A 14,695-nucleotide genomic window follows, 5' to 3' on the forward strand; every position below is an offset into this window, starting at 1 on the left:
AGACGACCACCTTGGCGTCGAAATCCCGCACAAGGGCGGCGACGCGGGCCACCTGTGCCGGATCGAGCCTGTCCTTGCCGGCTTGCCGCTGATAGCCGACCGTCGTCACGACACCGTCGATGTCGAGATAGATCGTCAGTGCCTGGAGCCCTCCTTCGAGGCTCGCTGCGCTCGCACCTCAGGAGGTGGGACAGACCAGCTTGATCGGTCGCTCCAGGGTGCGGATGGAACATCCCTGTTGAGCCCCATCCGACACGCCTTGACCCGGCCGCCCCGCCGCGCTCTTTCAGAACAGATCGGGAACTAACCGCGGATCTCCGAGGCGGCGATGGATCCGGAGGTCGCGCTCCGAAAAATCATCCACATCGACATGGACGCGTTCTACGCCTCCGTGGAGCAGCGCGACGACCCGTCCTTGCGCGGCAAACCCCTGGCGGTGGGCGGCTCGCGGGAGCGGGGCGTGGTGGCGGCGGCGAGCTACGAGGCGCGCACGTTCGGCGTCCGCTCGGCCATGCCGTCGGCCACCGCCCGGCGGCTCTGCCCGGACCTGCTGTTCGTGAAGCCGCGCTTCGAGGTCTACCGGGGGGTCTCGGAGGAGATCCGCGCGGTCTTCGCCCGGCACACGGCGCTCATCGAGCCGGTGGCCCTCGACGAGGCCTATCTCGACGTCACCGAGAATCTTCTGGGGCTGCCCACCGCCACCGCGGTGGCCAAGGCGATCCGGGCCGAGATCCTGGAGCGCACCGGGCTCGTGGCCTCGGCCGGGGTCTCGTACAACAAGTTCCTGGCCAAGGTGGCCTCCGACCACAAGAAGCCGAACGCCCTGTTCGTCATCACCCCCGCCATGGGGTCGGACTTCGTGGCCGCGCTGCCGATCGGCCGGTTCCACGGGGTCGGTCCGGTCACCGAGGCCAAGATGAAGCGGCTCGGGATCCACACCGGGGCGGACCTGCGCGCCTGGGCGCCGGAGCGCCTGCGCGAGATCTTCGGCTCGTCGGCGGGGTACTACCACGCGGTCGCCCGCGGCATCGACATGCGGCCGGTGCGCGCCCACCGGGTGCGCAAGTCGATCGGCGCCGAGACCACCTTCTCGGAGGACACCGCCGCCTTCGAGGTCCTGGCCGCCCGGCTGGCACCCCTGCTGGACAAGGTCTGGGCCGGCGCCGTCGCCAAGGGCATGCGCGGCCGGACCGTGACCCTGAAGCTCAAGTTCTCGGATTTTGCCCAGGTCACCCGGGCGAAATCGCTCGTCGCCCCCGTGCCCGACCGGCCGAGCCTGGAGCGGATCGGCCTCGATCTGCTCGCGGGACTGTTCCCGCTGCGGCGCAGTGCCCGGCTGATCGGCGTGTCGCTGTCGGGCTTCGCCCAGGGGGAGGATGAGGAGCCGATGCAGCTCGGGCTGGGACTTTAGCAGGCCGCGCCCCGAAATGTGGCGGCCAGCTTCCGAGACGATGCTCTGAACGCTGGGTGGAACGACAGGACCTGAAGCTGGAAAGTCGGCTTCATACTGCAATCCGCTGCCGATTGTGCGGTGTCGCACACAGTCTTGGCCTGTGGAGACCCAGATAGCGAGAATCCCGACTGACGCCACCGAGCGCGTCGGACCCAACCGCAGGAGCCAGCTTGTGTCGAAACGCGCTTCCCTTGTCGTCGCCACGGCCCTGATGCTGACCGCCTCGGCCGGCGCGGCCCTGGCCGATGGCACCTCCGGGTTCAGTGCCGCCAACGCCGCCATGCAGCGGGGCTATACGGCGAGCCCCGGCCAGATCTTCATCCAGACGCCACCGCACGGCGATCCGGCCATCACCGGACCGGTCACGCCCCAGAACCGCCCGGCGCCGGCGCGCACCCGCTGAGGATTCCGAGGCCCCGGACCGGTCGAGCGGTCCGGGGTCGTCCCGCGACCGCGGGTGCTCGTCTTCAGGCGTTCTTGCGCGGACGATGGTTCGGGTCGATGCCGCCGTCGAGCTTTGTCTCGTTGTCGACGTCGCCCTCGAAGGTCGAATCCGCCTGCAGATCCGCCGGGTCGGCACCGGTCATGCCCTTCGAGGTGCCGATGCCGGGATTGCCCTTGAGGTCGGCGTCGGTCGGGGTCTCGGTCTTGGGGTGCTTGCCTGACATGTGGGCTCCTGTCGGATGCGGATGTCAGGCCAACGCGTCGGGGCGGGGGCGGTCGCGCCCAACCCGTGCGGCGGTTCGCCTCCCTGGGATTCAGCCGATCTCGGCCGCCTCGATCCGGTGCACGCCGGCCGCGTCCATCCGCGCCCAGGCCTGCGCGAGCGACCCGTCCACGTCGATGCCGCGCACTGCATCCGCCACGACCCAGACCTCGAAGCCCGCGTCACGTGAATCCAGCGCACTCCAGGCCACGCAGAAATCCGCGGCGAGGCCGCATAGGACGAGGCGGCTGATCCCACGCTCCCGGAGCGCCCCGGCGAGCCCGGTGCGGGTGGTCCGGTCGGCCTCCAGGAAGGCCGAGTAGCTGTCGATCCGGGGATCCAGGCCCTTGCGGATTACGAGTCCCGCCGGGTCGGTGGCGAGCCCCGGCGCGAACGCCGCGCCCGGACTGCCCTGGACGCAGTGCCGGGGCCACAGCACCTGCTCGCCGTAGGGGAGCGCCACGCGCTCGAACGGGGCCCGCCCGGCATGGTTGTCCGCGAAGGAGACGTGGTCGGCCGGGTGCCAGTCCTGCGTCAGGGCGACGTTGCGGAAGCGGCCCTGCAGCGCATTGACCGGCCCGACCACCGCGTCGCCCTCCGGGACGGGGAGCGCCCCGCCCGGAAGGAAATCGACCTGCACGTCGATCACGAGGAGCAGGTCGGAGGCGCCGGGTGTCACGGCAGCATCACGATCGAGCCGGTGGTCTCCCGGCCCGCGAGGTCGCGATGCACCTGCTGCGCCTCGGTCAGCGGGTAGGTGGCGTTGACCGCGATCTTCACCGCGCCGCTGCCGACCACCTCGAACAGGCGGGCGGCGGCCTCCTCCAGGGTGGCGCGGTTGGACGAGAAGGTCGCCAGCGTCGGGCGGGTCACGTAGAGCGAGCCGCGCGGGGCGAGCAGGCCGAGGTCGAGCCCCGTGATCGCCCCGGAGGCGGAGCCGAAGCTCGCCAGCAGGCCCATCGGCGCGAGGCTATCGAGCGAGCCCATCAGGGTCGCCTGGCCGACGCCGTCATAGACCACCGGCACGCCCTTGCCGCCGGTGATCTCGCGCACCCGCTTGGCGACATCCTCCTCGCGGTACAGGATGACGTGGTCGCAGCCGTTCTGCTTGGCGAGCGCGGCCTTCTCGGGGCTGCCGGCGGTGCCGATCACCGTGGCACCGAGATGCTTGGCCCATTGGCAGGCGATCAGGCCGACGCCGCCGGCGGCGGCGTGCCACAGGATCGTGTCGCCGGGCTTCACCGCGTAGGTCCGATGCAGCAGGTACTCGGCGGTCAGGCCCTTGAGCATCATGGCGGCGGCGGTCTTTTCGTCGACGCCGTCCGGGATCGGAACGGCCGCCGCGGCCGGAATCAGCGCCTCCTCGGCGTAGCAGCCATCGGCGACCGAGCCGTAGGCGACCCGGTCGCCCGGCTTGAACTGGGTCACGCCCTCGCCGACCGCCGTGACGGTGCCGGCCCCCTCCTTGCCGGGGGTGTAGGGCAGGTGCGGCGCCTTGTAGGCGCCGGTGCGGAAGTAGATGTCGATGAAGTTGACGCCGATCGCCGCCTGTTTGACCCGGATCTGGCCGGGGCCGGGCTCGGCCAGGGGCACGTCCTCGAACTTCATCACCTCGGGGCCGCCGTACTCGTAGACCCGGATCGCCTTCGGCATCGCTGGACTCCCGCTCGCCGCCCCGTGCGGGGCGTTGGCATTCGAAATAACGAAGCGTCTGACGGAGGCAATTGCTTTTTGGCCCTCGCCCCGCTGGGCCTCCGGGGCCGGATCCTGGATCCTCGGCGGATGGCCGCCTATCTTGGCATGAACGCCCGCCCGTCCCTCCGACCGGAAGTCCCGAAGAAAATGTCCGGCACCACCCGCACCAGCGCCGACCTCGATCCGCGCCGCCGCCGCCTCCTCTTCCGCGCCTGGCACCGAGGCATCCGCGAGATGGACCTGATCATGGGCCGCTTCGCCGATGCCGAGATCGGTGAGCTGTCGGAGGCGGAACTCGACCAGTTCGAGGCGCTGATCGAGGTGCCGGACCGCGACCTGTTCAAGTGGCTCACCGGCGAGGTCGAGACACCTTCGAACTACGACACGTCGGTCTGGCAGCGCGTGCGCGCGTTCCACCGGCACGATGCGCCGATCCATTCCTGAGAGGGACCGTGATGGACGAACCCAAGCCTCCTTACGACCACCCGGCCCGGTCGATCGCGACCGAACTGGTGGTGCGGATCATGCTGGAGATGATGGAGCGCTCCGATCCGGCGCTCCGCGGCGAGATCCTGCGGCAGGCCACGGCCCGCGCGGAGGCAATGACCCAGGACATGCCCAACGCGGATTTCTTCCGCGGCCGGGTCGAGGCGGCTTTGGCCGAGATCGTCGGGCCGGATGCGTGAAGGAGCCGGTTGGGAAAGCGCTCAGCGCCCCTTCCTGACGGCGAGCATGGGGCGCCGCAACACCGCGTTGATCCGCGCCTGATGGCCCCGGCCGGCGTTCCGGAAGTAACGCAGCACGTCGCTGTCGCGCTGGATCGAGACTGCCTCCCTGTCCGGCGAGCCCGTTTCGGCATCGTCCCAGAAGGCGTCGTCGAGCCCGGGATGGTCCAAGTCGGATGAGCTCATGTGCTTGATCGCCTCCTCGGTGAGCGCCGCGAGCTGCCCACGGTCGCTGTCGGTAGCGACAGGCCGGAACGTTCCGTCGGGCTGCCGTTGCAGCAGCGTACCGTCCGCCAAGCGGGTGAAGGTGATCGCGTCAGCGTGCGCCATCGCGTGCGCGCTCCTTCCTGTTCGCAGGCCAAGCGGTGACGAGCCGCGTCACCCGGTCCGCGCATGGTGTAGACGACGGTGAAGACACCATCGAGGGCTTGGCCGACGGTGATGCAATGCTCTTCCCCGTCATCGCCGGACGAGGCGCGGGTCCCCTCTCCCGTGCGGGAGAGGGACAGGGTAAGGGATCGGGGCCTTCAGGAAGAGGAGCGCTCTATCGGCGCGGCGATGTTCGATCCTGAGCGTTCTCGCCCCTCACCCCAACCCTCTCCCGCACGGGAGAGGGGGCTCGTCGCGTCCGGAACGTTCGTCGGTGCCCCCCCTGTCGCGTTATCTCTCCAGCAGCGGCGCGCTTCCCCGAAACGCAGCCCGACAACCGTTCCGTGACTGCAGCAGAACGGCCATATAGGGTCCGTTCAGCCGTGACCCCGGGAACGCTTTATCGTGGCGGCCCGATCGGCTAACGCCACCCGACCTCTGCCCCTGACGTGCCCGGCGGGATCCCCCGCGAAAGACCCGATGGCCAAGCCGCAACCGAAGCCTTCCGCGCCCGCGCCCGCCAAACAGCAGGTCGCGCGCTTCGCCCTGCCGAAATCCTCGGCGCTCGCCCAGGCGATCGACGCCCTCAAGCGCGGCGACAGCCCGGTCCTGGCGAGCGCCCCGGAGGGGTTCGACGCCCTGGCGCTCGCCGACCTCGCCCGCGCGCTGGCCCCCACCGTCGATGCGCCGGCCGTGCTGGTCCACGTGGCGCGCGATTCCGGGCGCTCGGCGTCGTTCCAGGCGGCCCTCGGCTTCGTCGCGCCCGAGATGGAGGTGATGAGCCTGCCGGCCTGGGACTGCCAGCCCTACGACCGGGTCTCGCCGACCACCGCTACGGCCGCGGCCCGGATGACCGCGCTCGCCCGCCTCGCCCGGACCCGCTCGGCCGAGGACCGGCCGCGCATCCTCTGCACCACCGTCAACGCCCTGGTGCAGCGTGTGCCGCCCCGGGCCCACATCGCCCGGGAGGCGTTCTCGGCGGCGATCGGCAACGTCGTGGCCATGGACGACGTGGTCGCCTGGGTCGAGGCCAACGGCTTCCTGCGCACCGGGACGGTGCGGGATACCGGTGAGTACGCCGTGCGCGGCGGTATCCTCGATCTGTCGCCGCCGGGCCTGCCGGCGCCGATCCGCCTCGATTTCTTCGGCGACACGCTGGAATCGATCCGCGCCTTCGATCCGGAGACCCAGCGCACCACCGGCCAGCTCCGCTCCCTCGACCTGATGCCGATGAGCGAGGTCCAGCTCACCACCGAGACGATCCGGCGCTTCCGCCAGGGCTACATCCAGAGTTTCGGCGCCGCCACCCGGGACGACCGGCTCTACGAGACCGTGAGCGAGGGACGGCGCTATGCCGGCCTCGAGCACTGGATGCCGCTGTTCTACGACGGCCTCGACACCCTGTTCGATTATCTCGGCGGCGTGCCGCTGGTGTTCGACCCGCAGGTCGAGGATGCGGCCGCCGAGCGGATCGCGCTGGTCCAGGATTACTATCAGGCCCGCGAAGCCGCGATGAAGACGCCGCAGGCCGGCGTCGCCCCCTACAAGCCGCTGCCGCCGCGCGCCCTCTACCTGATGCCGAACGAGCTGAAGGAGCGGATCGCCACCGCCACGGTGGCGCGGCTGACACCCTTCGCGCAGCCCGAGTCTCCTGAGCGTGCGGTGATCGATTGCGGCGCCAAGGCCGGCCGGAATTTTGCGCCGGAGCGGGCCGAGGAGAACACCAGCGTGTTCGACGCCGCGGTGGCGCATATCCGCGACCTCCAGGGATCCGGTCATCATGTGATCCTGGGCGCGTGGTCCGACGGCTCCCGCGACCGGCTCTGCGGCGTGCTCACCGATCACGGCCTGAAGAAGCCCGTGGCGATCACCCGGCTCACCGACGTCTACGCGTTGAAGCGCGGCACCGACGCGGCTGTGGCGGTCTGGGGCCTGGAATCGGGCTTCGTCGCGGGCGAACTCGCCGTGGTGTCCGAGGGCGACATCCTCGGCGACCGGCTGGTCCGCCAGAAGCGCAAGGCCAAGCGGCCCCAGGACGTGATCCTGGAAGTCCAGGCGCTGCAGCCCGGCGACATCGTGGTCCATGCCGACCACGGCATCGGCCGGTTCGTCGGGCTCAAGACGATCCACGCCGCCGGCGCCCCGCACGATTGCCTGGAGCTGCAGTACACCGGCGGCCTGCTGCTGCTGCCGGTAGAGAATATCGAACTCCTGACCCGCTACGGCTCGGAGGATGCCGAGGTCGCCCTCGACCGGCTCGGCGGCGGCGCGTGGCAGGCCCGCAAGGCCAAGATGAAGCGCCGCATCCTCGAGATGGCGGGCGAGCTGATCAAGGTCGCGGCCCAGCGCTTCGTCCGGAAGGCGCCGGCCCTCAAGGCGCCGGAGGGGCTCTACGGCGAGTTCGCCGCCCGCTTCCCGTTCGAGGAGACCGAGGATCAGGCCAACGCCATCGATGCGGTGCTCGACGACCTCAATGCCGGCCGGCCCATGGACCGGCTGGTCTGCGGCGATGTCGGCTTCGGCAAGACCGAGGTGGCGTTGCGCGCCGCCTTCGCGGCGGCGATCTCGGGCAAGCAGGTGGCGGTGATCGTGCCCACCACCCTGCTGGCCCGCCAGCATTTTCGCACGTTCGCCGAGCGCTTCTCGGGACTGCCGATCCAGATCGCGCAGCTCTCGCGCTTCGCCTCCGCGGCCGAGATGAAGCAGGCCCGCGCCGGTCTCGCCGCCGGCACGGTCGACATCGTGGTCGGCACCCACGCGCTGCTCGCCAAGAACATCGCGTTCAGGGATCTCGGCCTGATCATCGTGGACGAGGAGCAGCATTTCGGCGTCGCCCACAAGGAGCGGCTGAAGGCGCTGCAGGCCGACGTCCACGTGCTGACGCTGTCGGCGACCCCGATCCCGCGTACGCTCCAGCTCGCCATGACGGGCGTGCGCGAACTGTCGATCATCGCCACGCCCCCGGTCGACCGGCTGGTGGTGCGCACCTTCGTGACGCCGTTCGATCCCCTGACCATCCGGGAGGCCCTGCTGCGCGAGCGCTACCGCGGCGGGCAGGCCTTCTACGTGGTTCCGCGGATCGAGGATCTGGCGGAGGTCAAACGATTCCTCGACACCGAGATGCCCGAGATCAAGGTCGCGGTGGCCCACGGCCAGATGGCGGCGGGCCAGCTCGAGGACGTGATGACGGCCTTCTACGAGGGCAAGTTCGACGTGCTGCTCTCGACCACGATCGTGGAATCGGGCCTCGACATCCCGACCGCCAACACCCTGATCGTCCACCGGGCCGACATGTTCGGTCTGGCCCAGCTCTACCAGCTGCGCGGCCGGGTCGGGCGCTCGAAGGCCCGGGCCTACGCGCTGTTCACGACCCCGGCCAACCGCCAGCTCACCGCCCAGGCCGAGCAGCGGCTCAAGGTGCTGCAGAGCCTCGACACGCTGGGCGCGGGCTTCCAGCTCGCCTCCCACGACCTCGACATCCGCGGCGCTGGCAACCTGCTGGGCGATGCCCAGTCCGGCCACATCAAGGAAGTCGGCTACGAACTCTACCAGCAGATGTTGGAAGACGCGGTCACCGCGCTCAAGGCCGGCATCGAGGACCTGCCCGAGGAGGCGTGGTCGCCGACCATCGCGCTCGGCGCGCCGGTCACGATCCCGGGGGATTACGTCGAGGATCTGGGGGTGCGGCTGGCGCTCTACCGGCGGCTCGCCACCATCCAGGACGATGCCGAGATGGAGAGTTTCGGGGCCGAGATGATTGACCGGTTCGGGCCGCTGCCGCCCGAGGTGGAGCAGCTTCTCAAGATCGGCACGATCAAGATCCTGTGCCTCAAGGCCAATGTCGAGAAGGTCGAGGCCGGGCCGAAGGGCGTGGTGGTCCACTTCCGCGACAAGTCCTACGCCAACCCGCAGGGGCTGGTGGCCTATGTCGCCGAGCAGGCCTCCTTCGCAAAGGTGCGGCCCGACATGAGCGTGGTGTTCGTGCGCGACCTGAACACCGTCCCGGCGCGGCTCAAGACCGCCACCGAGGTACTGCGCAGCCTGGTGACGATCGCCGGGCGGGCGAAGAAGGCGGCGTGACGATCTTGTGAGGGCCTGAGCCGGCGTGGACTCACACCGGCTTGAGCAAGTCGATCGCGTCTTCCGTGAACTCGATGTGCCCGTCCCAGTAGCTGATGAGCACGTCGCGATTCAGCGCGACCCAGGCTTTCAGGCGCGCCTCGTCGGCGGGATCGAGGCGTGGGCCGTCCGTGTATCGGAAGGGTCTCACCTGATACGAGCCCATCTGATCGGGCTGGACCCGAGGTCCGAGCGAGACCTTCACGCGGGCGTCGTGCCGGGCGCCGCCCCTCTGCGAGATGAACACGATGAACGGCAAACCTGTGGTCTTCGAGCGCAGGTTCGCCATGCCGTAGGTGGCCTGTCCCTGGGCCTCGGCGGCCGTGAGGACCGTGGGGGCGTCCATGTCGACCTCCGTCGCCGTCCTTTCACGGCATCAGCATAGCGTGATTCCCGCACGCCGTCGCGCCGTGCCATCGCAGGGCCTGATCGTTGCGCTGACAGCGCATCTCTGCTTCTCCTCCCTGAAACTCAGGAGACGCGTGGATGGCAAACCCGGCACCGGTCACCGGCGCGCCCGAGCCGGTGAAGGCCGCCACAGGCGCCTTCCTCGCCCCCCTGTTCGCCGACCGGCGCGTCGCCGCGGTGCTCGGGCTCGGCTTCGCGCAGGGCATCCCGTTCCTGCTCGTCTACGCGACCCAGTCGGCGTGGCTCGTCCAGGCGAAGGTGCCGCTGGCCACGATCGGGCTGATGAGCGAGCTCACCATCGCCTACAAGCTCAAGTTCCTCTGGGCCCCCTTCCTCGACCGTCACGACGCGCCGCTCATCGGCCGCTGGCTCGGCCGGCGCCGGGGCTGGATCGTCGCCACCCAGATCCTGGTGGCGCTGGCGCTCGCGGGCGTCGCCTTCGGCGATCCGGCCCACTGGCTCGCCTGGACGGTGGCGTTCTCCCTGGCGCTCGGCGTCGCGGGTGCCACCCAGGACGTGGTCATCGACGGCTGGCGCATCACCGCCGCACCGCCCGAGCAGCAGGCGCTGATGTCGTCGTGGTCGGAGATCGGCTACCGGATCGGCAACCTCGCGGCAGGGGCCGGCGCCCTCTACCTGTCCGACGCGTATGGCTGGCGCGTCGCCTATCTGTGCATGGCCGCGCTCATGGCCCCCGGCACGATCGCGGCGCTGCTGGCGCCCGAACCCCCCGCCCCCGAGACCCCCGCCACCGGCGGCTTCGTCGAGACCGTCTGGGCGCCGATCCGCGACCTGCTGGCCCGCCTCGGGCCGCTGGCCGTGCCGGTGCTGGCGCTGGTCGCGGGCTTCCGGATGCCCGGCTACGTCTCGAACGCCATGGCGATCCCGCTGTTCAAGACGCTCGGCTATTCCAACACCGACATCGCCACGGTGACGAAACTGTTCGGCTTCTGGATCGCGCTCGGCGGGACGTTCCTGGCGAGCGCCATCATCCCGCGGATCGGCATGATGGCGAGCCTGCTGATCGGCACCGTGGTGGCCTCGGCCTCGCACCTCGCGCTCGCCTATCTCGCGTGGCACGGCGGCCATGGCGGGGCGGCGTTCTGGACCTTCGCGTTCACCGTCGGGATCGACGGCTTCGCCTACGCCTTCGCGTCGATCGTGCTGATCACCTACATGTCGCGGCTCTCGGCCACCGCGCATGCGGCGAGCCAGTACGCCCTGTTGACCTCGCTCTGCGCCCTGCCGGGCAGCCTGCTCGCCGGGTTCTCGGGCTTCGTGATCGAATGGACCGGGTTCACGTGGTTCTTCGTCGGCACGTCCCTGATCGGCGTGCCGGTGGCCCTGCTCTGCGTGCTGGTCGCGCGCCGGCACGGGCCGATGGACGCGCCGATGGAGACCCCCGCGCAGGCGTCCTGAACGCGTATTCGCGGCGGCGTGCGCGTCTTCAGCAAGACTTAACCATAAGGCCGCTTAATGGGTGGACGGTTGATGTCCTTCCCAGATGGGCAACCCAGGCCACGTGCGCGGAAACGGCTTCCGCGGGCGAACGGCGGCGGCTGCCTCCGGGGAAGCGCGTGCGCGAGTTCCCCGAATGGCTCAGGCTGCAATGTCCCGAACCGCGTATCAGGTCGCGGAGCCCGTGCGGCGGGCCGCGCCGCAGCGCATCGTCTACGTCGAGACGCCCTACGATCCCGTCGCCCGCACCCGTGTGCCCTACCCGAGCGCCATGCGCCGGGCCCGCCGCCGCGCCCGTCTCACGGGGCTCATCGGCCTGACCGCCGTGACCCTGGCCGGCTGGGCGATCCTCATCCAGCCGCAGGGCCCCGCCCCCTCCGAGGGGCCCGCATTGCGGCCGGCCCTCGCCACCGCGCCGCACGCCGCGTCGCAGCCGAATCTCGCCTGGATGCTCGATCCGAGCCCCGCTTTGGGCTCCGGCGCCGCGACCGACTTCGGCGGCGCCGCGCTGCCGACGGACTTCCAGGTCGCCGCCACAACCCAGGTCGCCCTGTCCGAGCCATCTCCGGCGGTCCGGGAGATCGCCCGGCAGGTCGCGCGCGCGGAGCAGGTCAAGGCCGAGCGGATCCGGACCGCGCAGGCCCCGGACGCGCCTGTCGCCGCGTCCAAGGGGCTGGCCGCGCCCAAGGGGATTGCTGGCACGCAGGCGCCCGCGCCCCTGCGGCTTGCCATGGCCGAGCCGACCCCCGCCGCCTTCGTGCCCAATCCGGCCTCCGCCCTGGTGCCGCTGCCGGTGGCCCGCCCGGCCGAGCTGCGGCCGCAGCCTGCCGCACCGCGTGCCGCCCTGCCCGCCCGGGTGGCGGCCCGCGCCCTGCCCCGCACTCGCGACGTGTTCCGCGCCGCCATGGCGGAGGAGCCGTCCTTCTTCGAGAAGCTGTTCGGCGTCGGCGCCGCCGCGCCCCGGCAGGAGCCGCGTCAGGCCCTGGCCTATGCCAGCCCCGATACCCTGCCGCAGGCGGCCCCGCGCACCCGGATCAGCCCGGAGCCCGAATCCGTCGGCGGCACGGCGGTCTACGACATCACCGCCCGCACGGTGACGCTCCCGTCCGGCGAGGTGCTGGAGGCCCATTCCGGCCTCGGTGAGGCGATGGACAGCCCGCGCTTCGTCCACCTGCGCATGCGCGGCTCGACGCCGCCGGGCACCTACATGCTGACCGAGCGCGAGCGCCTGTTCCACGGGGTGCGGGCGATCCGCCTCACCCCGGTCGGCGGCAGCGGTTCGATCCACGGCCGCGACGGCCTGCTCGCTCACACCTACATGCTGCGCCAGCCCGGCGCCTCGAACGGCTGTGTCTCGTTCCGCGACTACAACCGCTTCCTGCAGGCCTTCCTGCGGGGCGAGGTCCGGCGCCTCGTGGTCGTGGCCGGCGACGGCCTGTTCGGCCGGGTCGGCATGGGCGAGCGCGGGGGCAGCCGGGGCTGATGGGTTTCTAAAGGGACCCCGTCCCTTTGGTGGGGTGTCGGGGTGAAACCCCGGCCTACGGATCCTGGACCCCCGAACGGGGGTTCAGGATCCGTACCGCAGGGCCCTGCCCTGCACCCGCCAAAGGACTTGTCCTTTGGAATCCGTGATCGGGTTCTGTGTCTTCACGGGGCCGTGCCAGTGTTCCCGATTGCAATGCGATCGGGAACGGCTCTAACGGGAGCAGACGCCAGCCCCCGACAAGAGGCACCCGATGAAACTGCCCCGCCGCTTCTTCCAGCCCCTCGCCACCGGCGCGCCGGCCCCGTTCCGCGACTTGCCGGTGCGGCTGGAGCGGATGATCCACTTCGTGCCGCCGCACAACGACAAGGTCCGCGCCCGGGTGCCGGAGCTCGCCGGCACGGTCGACGTGGTGCTGGGCAACCTGGAGGACGCGGTCCCGGCCGACCAGAAGGAGGCGGCCCGCAAGGGTTTCGTGGCGATGGCCCAGGCGACCGACTTCGCCGCCACCGGCACCGGCCTCTGGACCCGGATCAACGCCCTCAACTCCCCCTGGATCTTGGACGACCTGTTCACGATCGTGGCCGAGGTCGGCGACAAGCTCGACGTCGTGATGGTGCCCAAGGTCGAGGGCCCGTGGGACATCCACTACATCGACCAATTGCTCGCCCAGCTCGAGGCGCGGCACGGGGTGACGAAGCCGATCCTGGTCCACGCGATCCTGGAGACCGCCGAGGGCGTGGCCAATGTCGACGCCATCGCGTCGGCCTCGCCGCGGATGCACGGCATGAGCCTCGGGCCGGCCGATCTGGCGGCCTCCCGCGGCATGAAGACCACCCGGGTCGGCGGCGGCCATCCGGATTACCGGGTGCTCAGCGATCCCGCCGGCGACGCCCCCCGGGCCACGGCCCAGCAGGATCTCTGGCACTACACGATCGCCAAGATGGTCGATGCCTGCATGGCCAACGGCATCAAGGCGTTCTACGGCCCGTTCGGTGATTTCTCCGATGGCGCGGCGTGCGAGTCGCAGTTCCGCAACGCCTTCCTGATGGGCTGCGCCGGCGCCTGGACGCTGCATCCGAGCCAGGTGGTGATCGCCAAGACGGTCTTCGCCCCGGACCCCGCCGAGGTGGCCTTCGCGGCCCGGATCGTCGAGGCCATGCCGGACGGCACCGGCGCCGTGATGCTCGACGGCAAGATGCAGGACGACGCCACGTGGAAGCAGGCCAAGGTCATCGTCGATCTGGCCAAGCTGGTGGCCGCGAAGGATCCGGAGCTGGCGGCGGTGTACAAGCTGGGGTGAGCGGGGCCGGGGCTGCGAGGCCCTCCCTCCCGTATGGGTTCTGATGTTCACGCCACGTTGGCTGCGGGGTTCTCTCCTCCCCTGGCGATCCCGGGCCTGCCCGGGATCGCTCAAGCTTGCGGAGAGGGGAGAAGCGCTCCTGGCCCAGGTCTGACGCCTGATACCCGCCGCCGTGGGCCGCTCCCGATCCAAAGGGGTGTTCAGGCGTCGAGCCCTCGATTCGAACGCAAGAAACGGGATGCGACACGCCGCGACGCGCCTTACGGCACGCCGCGGAGGTGCCTGAATGACTGCGTTTCAATGTATTCCGATCGCGACGGAGGTCGCCAATCGCTTCCGCCGCACCAGACTCGATGATCGAGGCAACCAGATCCGGAGCGTCATAGCGACATCGAGCCGTGCTTTTCCCTGTAGACACTGTCTGCAGCTCGCCCGCCCCGGTGAAACGATGCTGCTGGGGTCTTACGATTTACCGCAACCCCTGGGTGTCTACTGGACGCCAAGTCCGATTTTCCTGCACGAGACAGAATGCCCGTGTGGCGAAGTCGTCAACGATGTGGCGCCCATCGTGCGAGCGAACCCGCTCGTATCAGTTCGAGCTTATGATGTTGACCACCTATGTCTCTACGATCTTGGTCACGTCTGTTCTGGCTATGACGTTGACGGCCCGCTTATGTGTGCTCTCAGCGATCCACGCACTGAATTTGTGAACATTCACACCGCACGGCCGGGCTGCTTGCTATCACTCGTGAGACGCATACCCAGCTGAGCGCAAGCTCGGCCCCGCTGACTGCAACCCACCCTGCACGTGGGTATCAAGCGTCAGATTTGGACCACTAGGTAGGGGACTCATTCAGGTCCATGCGATGACACAGGAAACGAGTGCGACGGCGGCGAGGTAGTTGCAGGCCAAGCGGTCGTATCGGGTCGCCACGCGCCGCCAGTTCTTGAGATGACCAAACAGGCGCTCGATCCG

The 14,695-nt window shown here is 69.9% G+C and carries 14 protein-coding genes and 1 pseudogene; 9 read left to right on the top strand and 6 right to left on the bottom strand.

Features of this window, described 5'->3' with window-relative positions; all coding sequences use genetic code 11:
* Window positions 1-328 precede the first annotated feature (328 nt).
* Both dinB and MKK84_RS08850 read left to right on the top strand, forming a co-directional pair.
* Window positions 329-1,411: a DNA polymerase IV gene (gene dinB, locus MKK84_RS08845; RefSeq protein ID WP_243918879.1), complete on the top strand. Its 1,083-nt coding sequence runs from the start codon at window positions 329-331 to the stop codon at window positions 1,409-1,411.
* 214 nt (window positions 1,412-1,625) lie between these two features.
* Window positions 1,626-1,856: a hypothetical protein gene (locus MKK84_RS08850; RefSeq protein WP_243918881.1), complete on the top strand. Its 231-nt coding sequence runs from the start codon at window positions 1,626-1,628 to the stop codon at window positions 1,854-1,856.
* A 64-nt stretch (window positions 1,857-1,920) separates the two neighbouring features.
* Here the strand turns inward: MKK84_RS08850 and MKK84_RS08855 are convergent, their stop codons facing one another.
* The 3 genes from MKK84_RS08855 to MKK84_RS08865 all read right to left on the bottom strand — a co-directional run bounded on the left by MKK84_RS08855 (window position 1,921) and on the right by MKK84_RS08865 (window position 3,812).
* Complete coding sequence (locus MKK84_RS08855) at window positions 1,921-2,121, bottom strand: hypothetical protein (protein ID WP_243918883.1); 201 nt, start codon at window positions 2,119-2,121, stop codon at window positions 1,921-1,923.
* A 90-nt stretch (window positions 2,122-2,211) separates the two neighbouring features.
* Window positions 2,212-2,838, bottom strand: a complete 627-nt coding sequence (gene pncA / locus MKK84_RS08860; protein ID WP_243918891.1) for a bifunctional nicotinamidase/pyrazinamidase — start codon at window positions 2,836-2,838, stop codon at window positions 2,212-2,214.
* Entirely contained in the window at window positions 2,835-3,812 is a 978-nt protein-coding gene (locus tag MKK84_RS08865) for a quinone oxidoreductase family protein (RefSeq protein ID WP_243918893.1), read from the bottom strand. The genes pncA and MKK84_RS08865 overlap by 4 nt, the downstream gene beginning before the upstream one ends.
* 189 nt (window positions 3,813-4,001) lie before the next feature.
* On the opposite strand from MKK84_RS08865, the gene MKK84_RS08870 reads away from it, so the two are divergent.
* Both MKK84_RS08870 and MKK84_RS08875 read left to right on the top strand, forming a co-directional pair.
* Complete coding sequence (locus tag MKK84_RS08870; protein ID WP_243918909.1) at window positions 4,002-4,298, top strand: succinate dehydrogenase assembly factor 2; 297 nt, start codon at window positions 4,002-4,004, stop codon at window positions 4,296-4,298.
* Window positions 4,299-4,309: 11 nt separating this feature from the next.
* Complete coding sequence (locus MKK84_RS08875) at window positions 4,310-4,540, top strand: hypothetical protein (RefSeq protein ID WP_243918895.1); 231 nt, start codon at window positions 4,310-4,312, stop codon at window positions 4,538-4,540.
* A gap of 21 nt (window positions 4,541-4,561) precedes the next feature.
* Here the strand turns inward: MKK84_RS08875 and MKK84_RS08880 are convergent, their stop codons facing one another.
* Window positions 4,562-4,909 carry a BrnA antitoxin family protein gene (locus MKK84_RS08880; RefSeq protein ID WP_243918897.1) on the bottom strand — a complete coding sequence of 116 codons (348 nt, stop codon included), beginning with the start codon at window positions 4,907-4,909 and terminating at the stop codon, window positions 4,562-4,564.
* Window positions 4,910-5,428: 519 nt separating this feature from the next.
* Between MKK84_RS08880 and mfd the strand changes: the two genes are divergently transcribed.
* Entirely contained in the window at window positions 5,429-9,028 is a 3,600-nt protein-coding gene (gene mfd, locus MKK84_RS08885) for a transcription-repair coupling factor (protein WP_243918899.1), read from the top strand.
* Between the two features lie 31 nt (window positions 9,029-9,059).
* On the opposite strand, the gene MKK84_RS08890 is transcribed toward mfd, so the two are convergent.
* Window positions 9,060-9,413 carry a hypothetical protein gene (locus tag MKK84_RS08890; protein WP_243918901.1) on the bottom strand — a complete coding sequence of 118 codons (354 nt, stop codon included), beginning with the start codon at window positions 9,411-9,413 and terminating at the stop codon, window positions 9,060-9,062.
* Window positions 9,414-9,553: 140 nt separating this feature from the next.
* Here MKK84_RS08890 and MKK84_RS08895 point away from each other — a divergent pair, with 140 nt between their 5' ends.
* The 4 genes from MKK84_RS08895 to MKK84_RS08910 all read left to right on the top strand — a co-directional run bounded on the left by MKK84_RS08895 (window position 9,554) and on the right by MKK84_RS08910 (window position 14,488).
* Complete coding sequence (locus MKK84_RS08895) at window positions 9,554-10,894, top strand: AmpG family muropeptide MFS transporter (protein WP_243918903.1); 1,341 nt, start codon at window positions 9,554-9,556, stop codon at window positions 10,892-10,894.
* 175 nt (window positions 10,895-11,069) lie between these two features.
* Window positions 11,070-12,416 (top strand): tlde1 domain-containing protein, encoded by a 1,347-nt coding sequence (locus tag MKK84_RS08900; protein ID WP_243918905.1) that lies wholly within the window; start codon window positions 11,070-11,072, stop codon window positions 12,414-12,416.
* A gap of 253 nt (window positions 12,417-12,669) precedes the next feature.
* Complete coding sequence (locus MKK84_RS08905) at window positions 12,670-13,719, top strand: HpcH/HpaI aldolase/citrate lyase family protein (RefSeq protein ID WP_243918907.1); 1,050 nt, start codon at window positions 12,670-12,672, stop codon at window positions 13,717-13,719.
* 286 nt (window positions 13,720-14,005) lie between these two features.
* Window positions 14,006-14,488 carry a DUF1203 domain-containing protein gene (locus tag MKK84_RS08910; RefSeq protein WP_279599432.1) on the top strand — a complete coding sequence of 161 codons (483 nt, stop codon included), beginning with the start codon at window positions 14,006-14,008 and terminating at the stop codon, window positions 14,486-14,488.
* Between the two features lie 84 nt (window positions 14,489-14,572).
* Here the strand turns inward: MKK84_RS08910 and MKK84_RS08915 are convergent.
* Window positions 14,573-14,695: pseudogene (locus MKK84_RS08915) on the bottom strand (IS5/IS1182 family transposase); the annotation flags it as partial.

It is taken from the genome of Methylobacterium sp. E-065, from assembly GCF_022829605.1.
Taxonomy (GTDB): Bacteria; Pseudomonadota; Alphaproteobacteria; order Rhizobiales; family Beijerinckiaceae; genus Methylobacterium.

Bases quoted from the DNA above. Each gene is read 5' to 3' on its own strand.
- dinB (WP_243918879.1), top strand. From the start codon at position 329: ATGGATCCGGAGGTCGCGCTCCGAAAAATCATCCACATCGACATGGAC.
- MKK84_RS08855 (WP_243918883.1), bottom strand. From the start codon at position 2,121: ATGTCAGGCAAGCACCCCAAGACCGAGACCCCGACCGACGCCGACCTC.
- MKK84_RS08865 (WP_243918893.1), bottom strand. From the start codon at position 3,812: ATGCCGAAGGCGATCCGGGTCTACGAGTACGGCGGCCCCGAGGTGATG.
- MKK84_RS08870 (WP_243918909.1), top strand. From the start codon at position 4,002: ATGTCCGGCACCACCCGCACCAGCGCCGACCTCGATCCGCGCCGCCGC.
- MKK84_RS08875 (WP_243918895.1), top strand. From the start codon at position 4,310: ATGGACGAACCCAAGCCTCCTTACGACCACCCGGCCCGGTCGATCGCG.
- MKK84_RS08880 (WP_243918897.1), bottom strand. From the start codon at position 4,909: ATGGCGCACGCTGACGCGATCACCTTCACCCGCTTGGCGGACGGTACG.
- mfd (WP_243918899.1), top strand. From the start codon at position 5,429: ATGGCCAAGCCGCAACCGAAGCCTTCCGCGCCCGCGCCCGCCAAACAG.
- MKK84_RS08890 (WP_243918901.1), bottom strand. From the start codon at position 9,413: ATGGACGCCCCCACGGTCCTCACGGCCGCCGAGGCCCAGGGACAGGCC.
- MKK84_RS08895 (WP_243918903.1), top strand. From the start codon at position 9,554: ATGGCAAACCCGGCACCGGTCACCGGCGCGCCCGAGCCGGTGAAGGCC.
- MKK84_RS08900 (WP_243918905.1), top strand. From the start codon at position 11,070: ATGGCTCAGGCTGCAATGTCCCGAACCGCGTATCAGGTCGCGGAGCCC.
- MKK84_RS08905 (WP_243918907.1), top strand. From the start codon at position 12,670: ATGAAACTGCCCCGCCGCTTCTTCCAGCCCCTCGCCACCGGCGCGCCG.
- MKK84_RS08910 (WP_279599432.1), top strand. From the start codon at position 14,006: ATGACTGCGTTTCAATGTATTCCGATCGCGACGGAGGTCGCCAATCGC.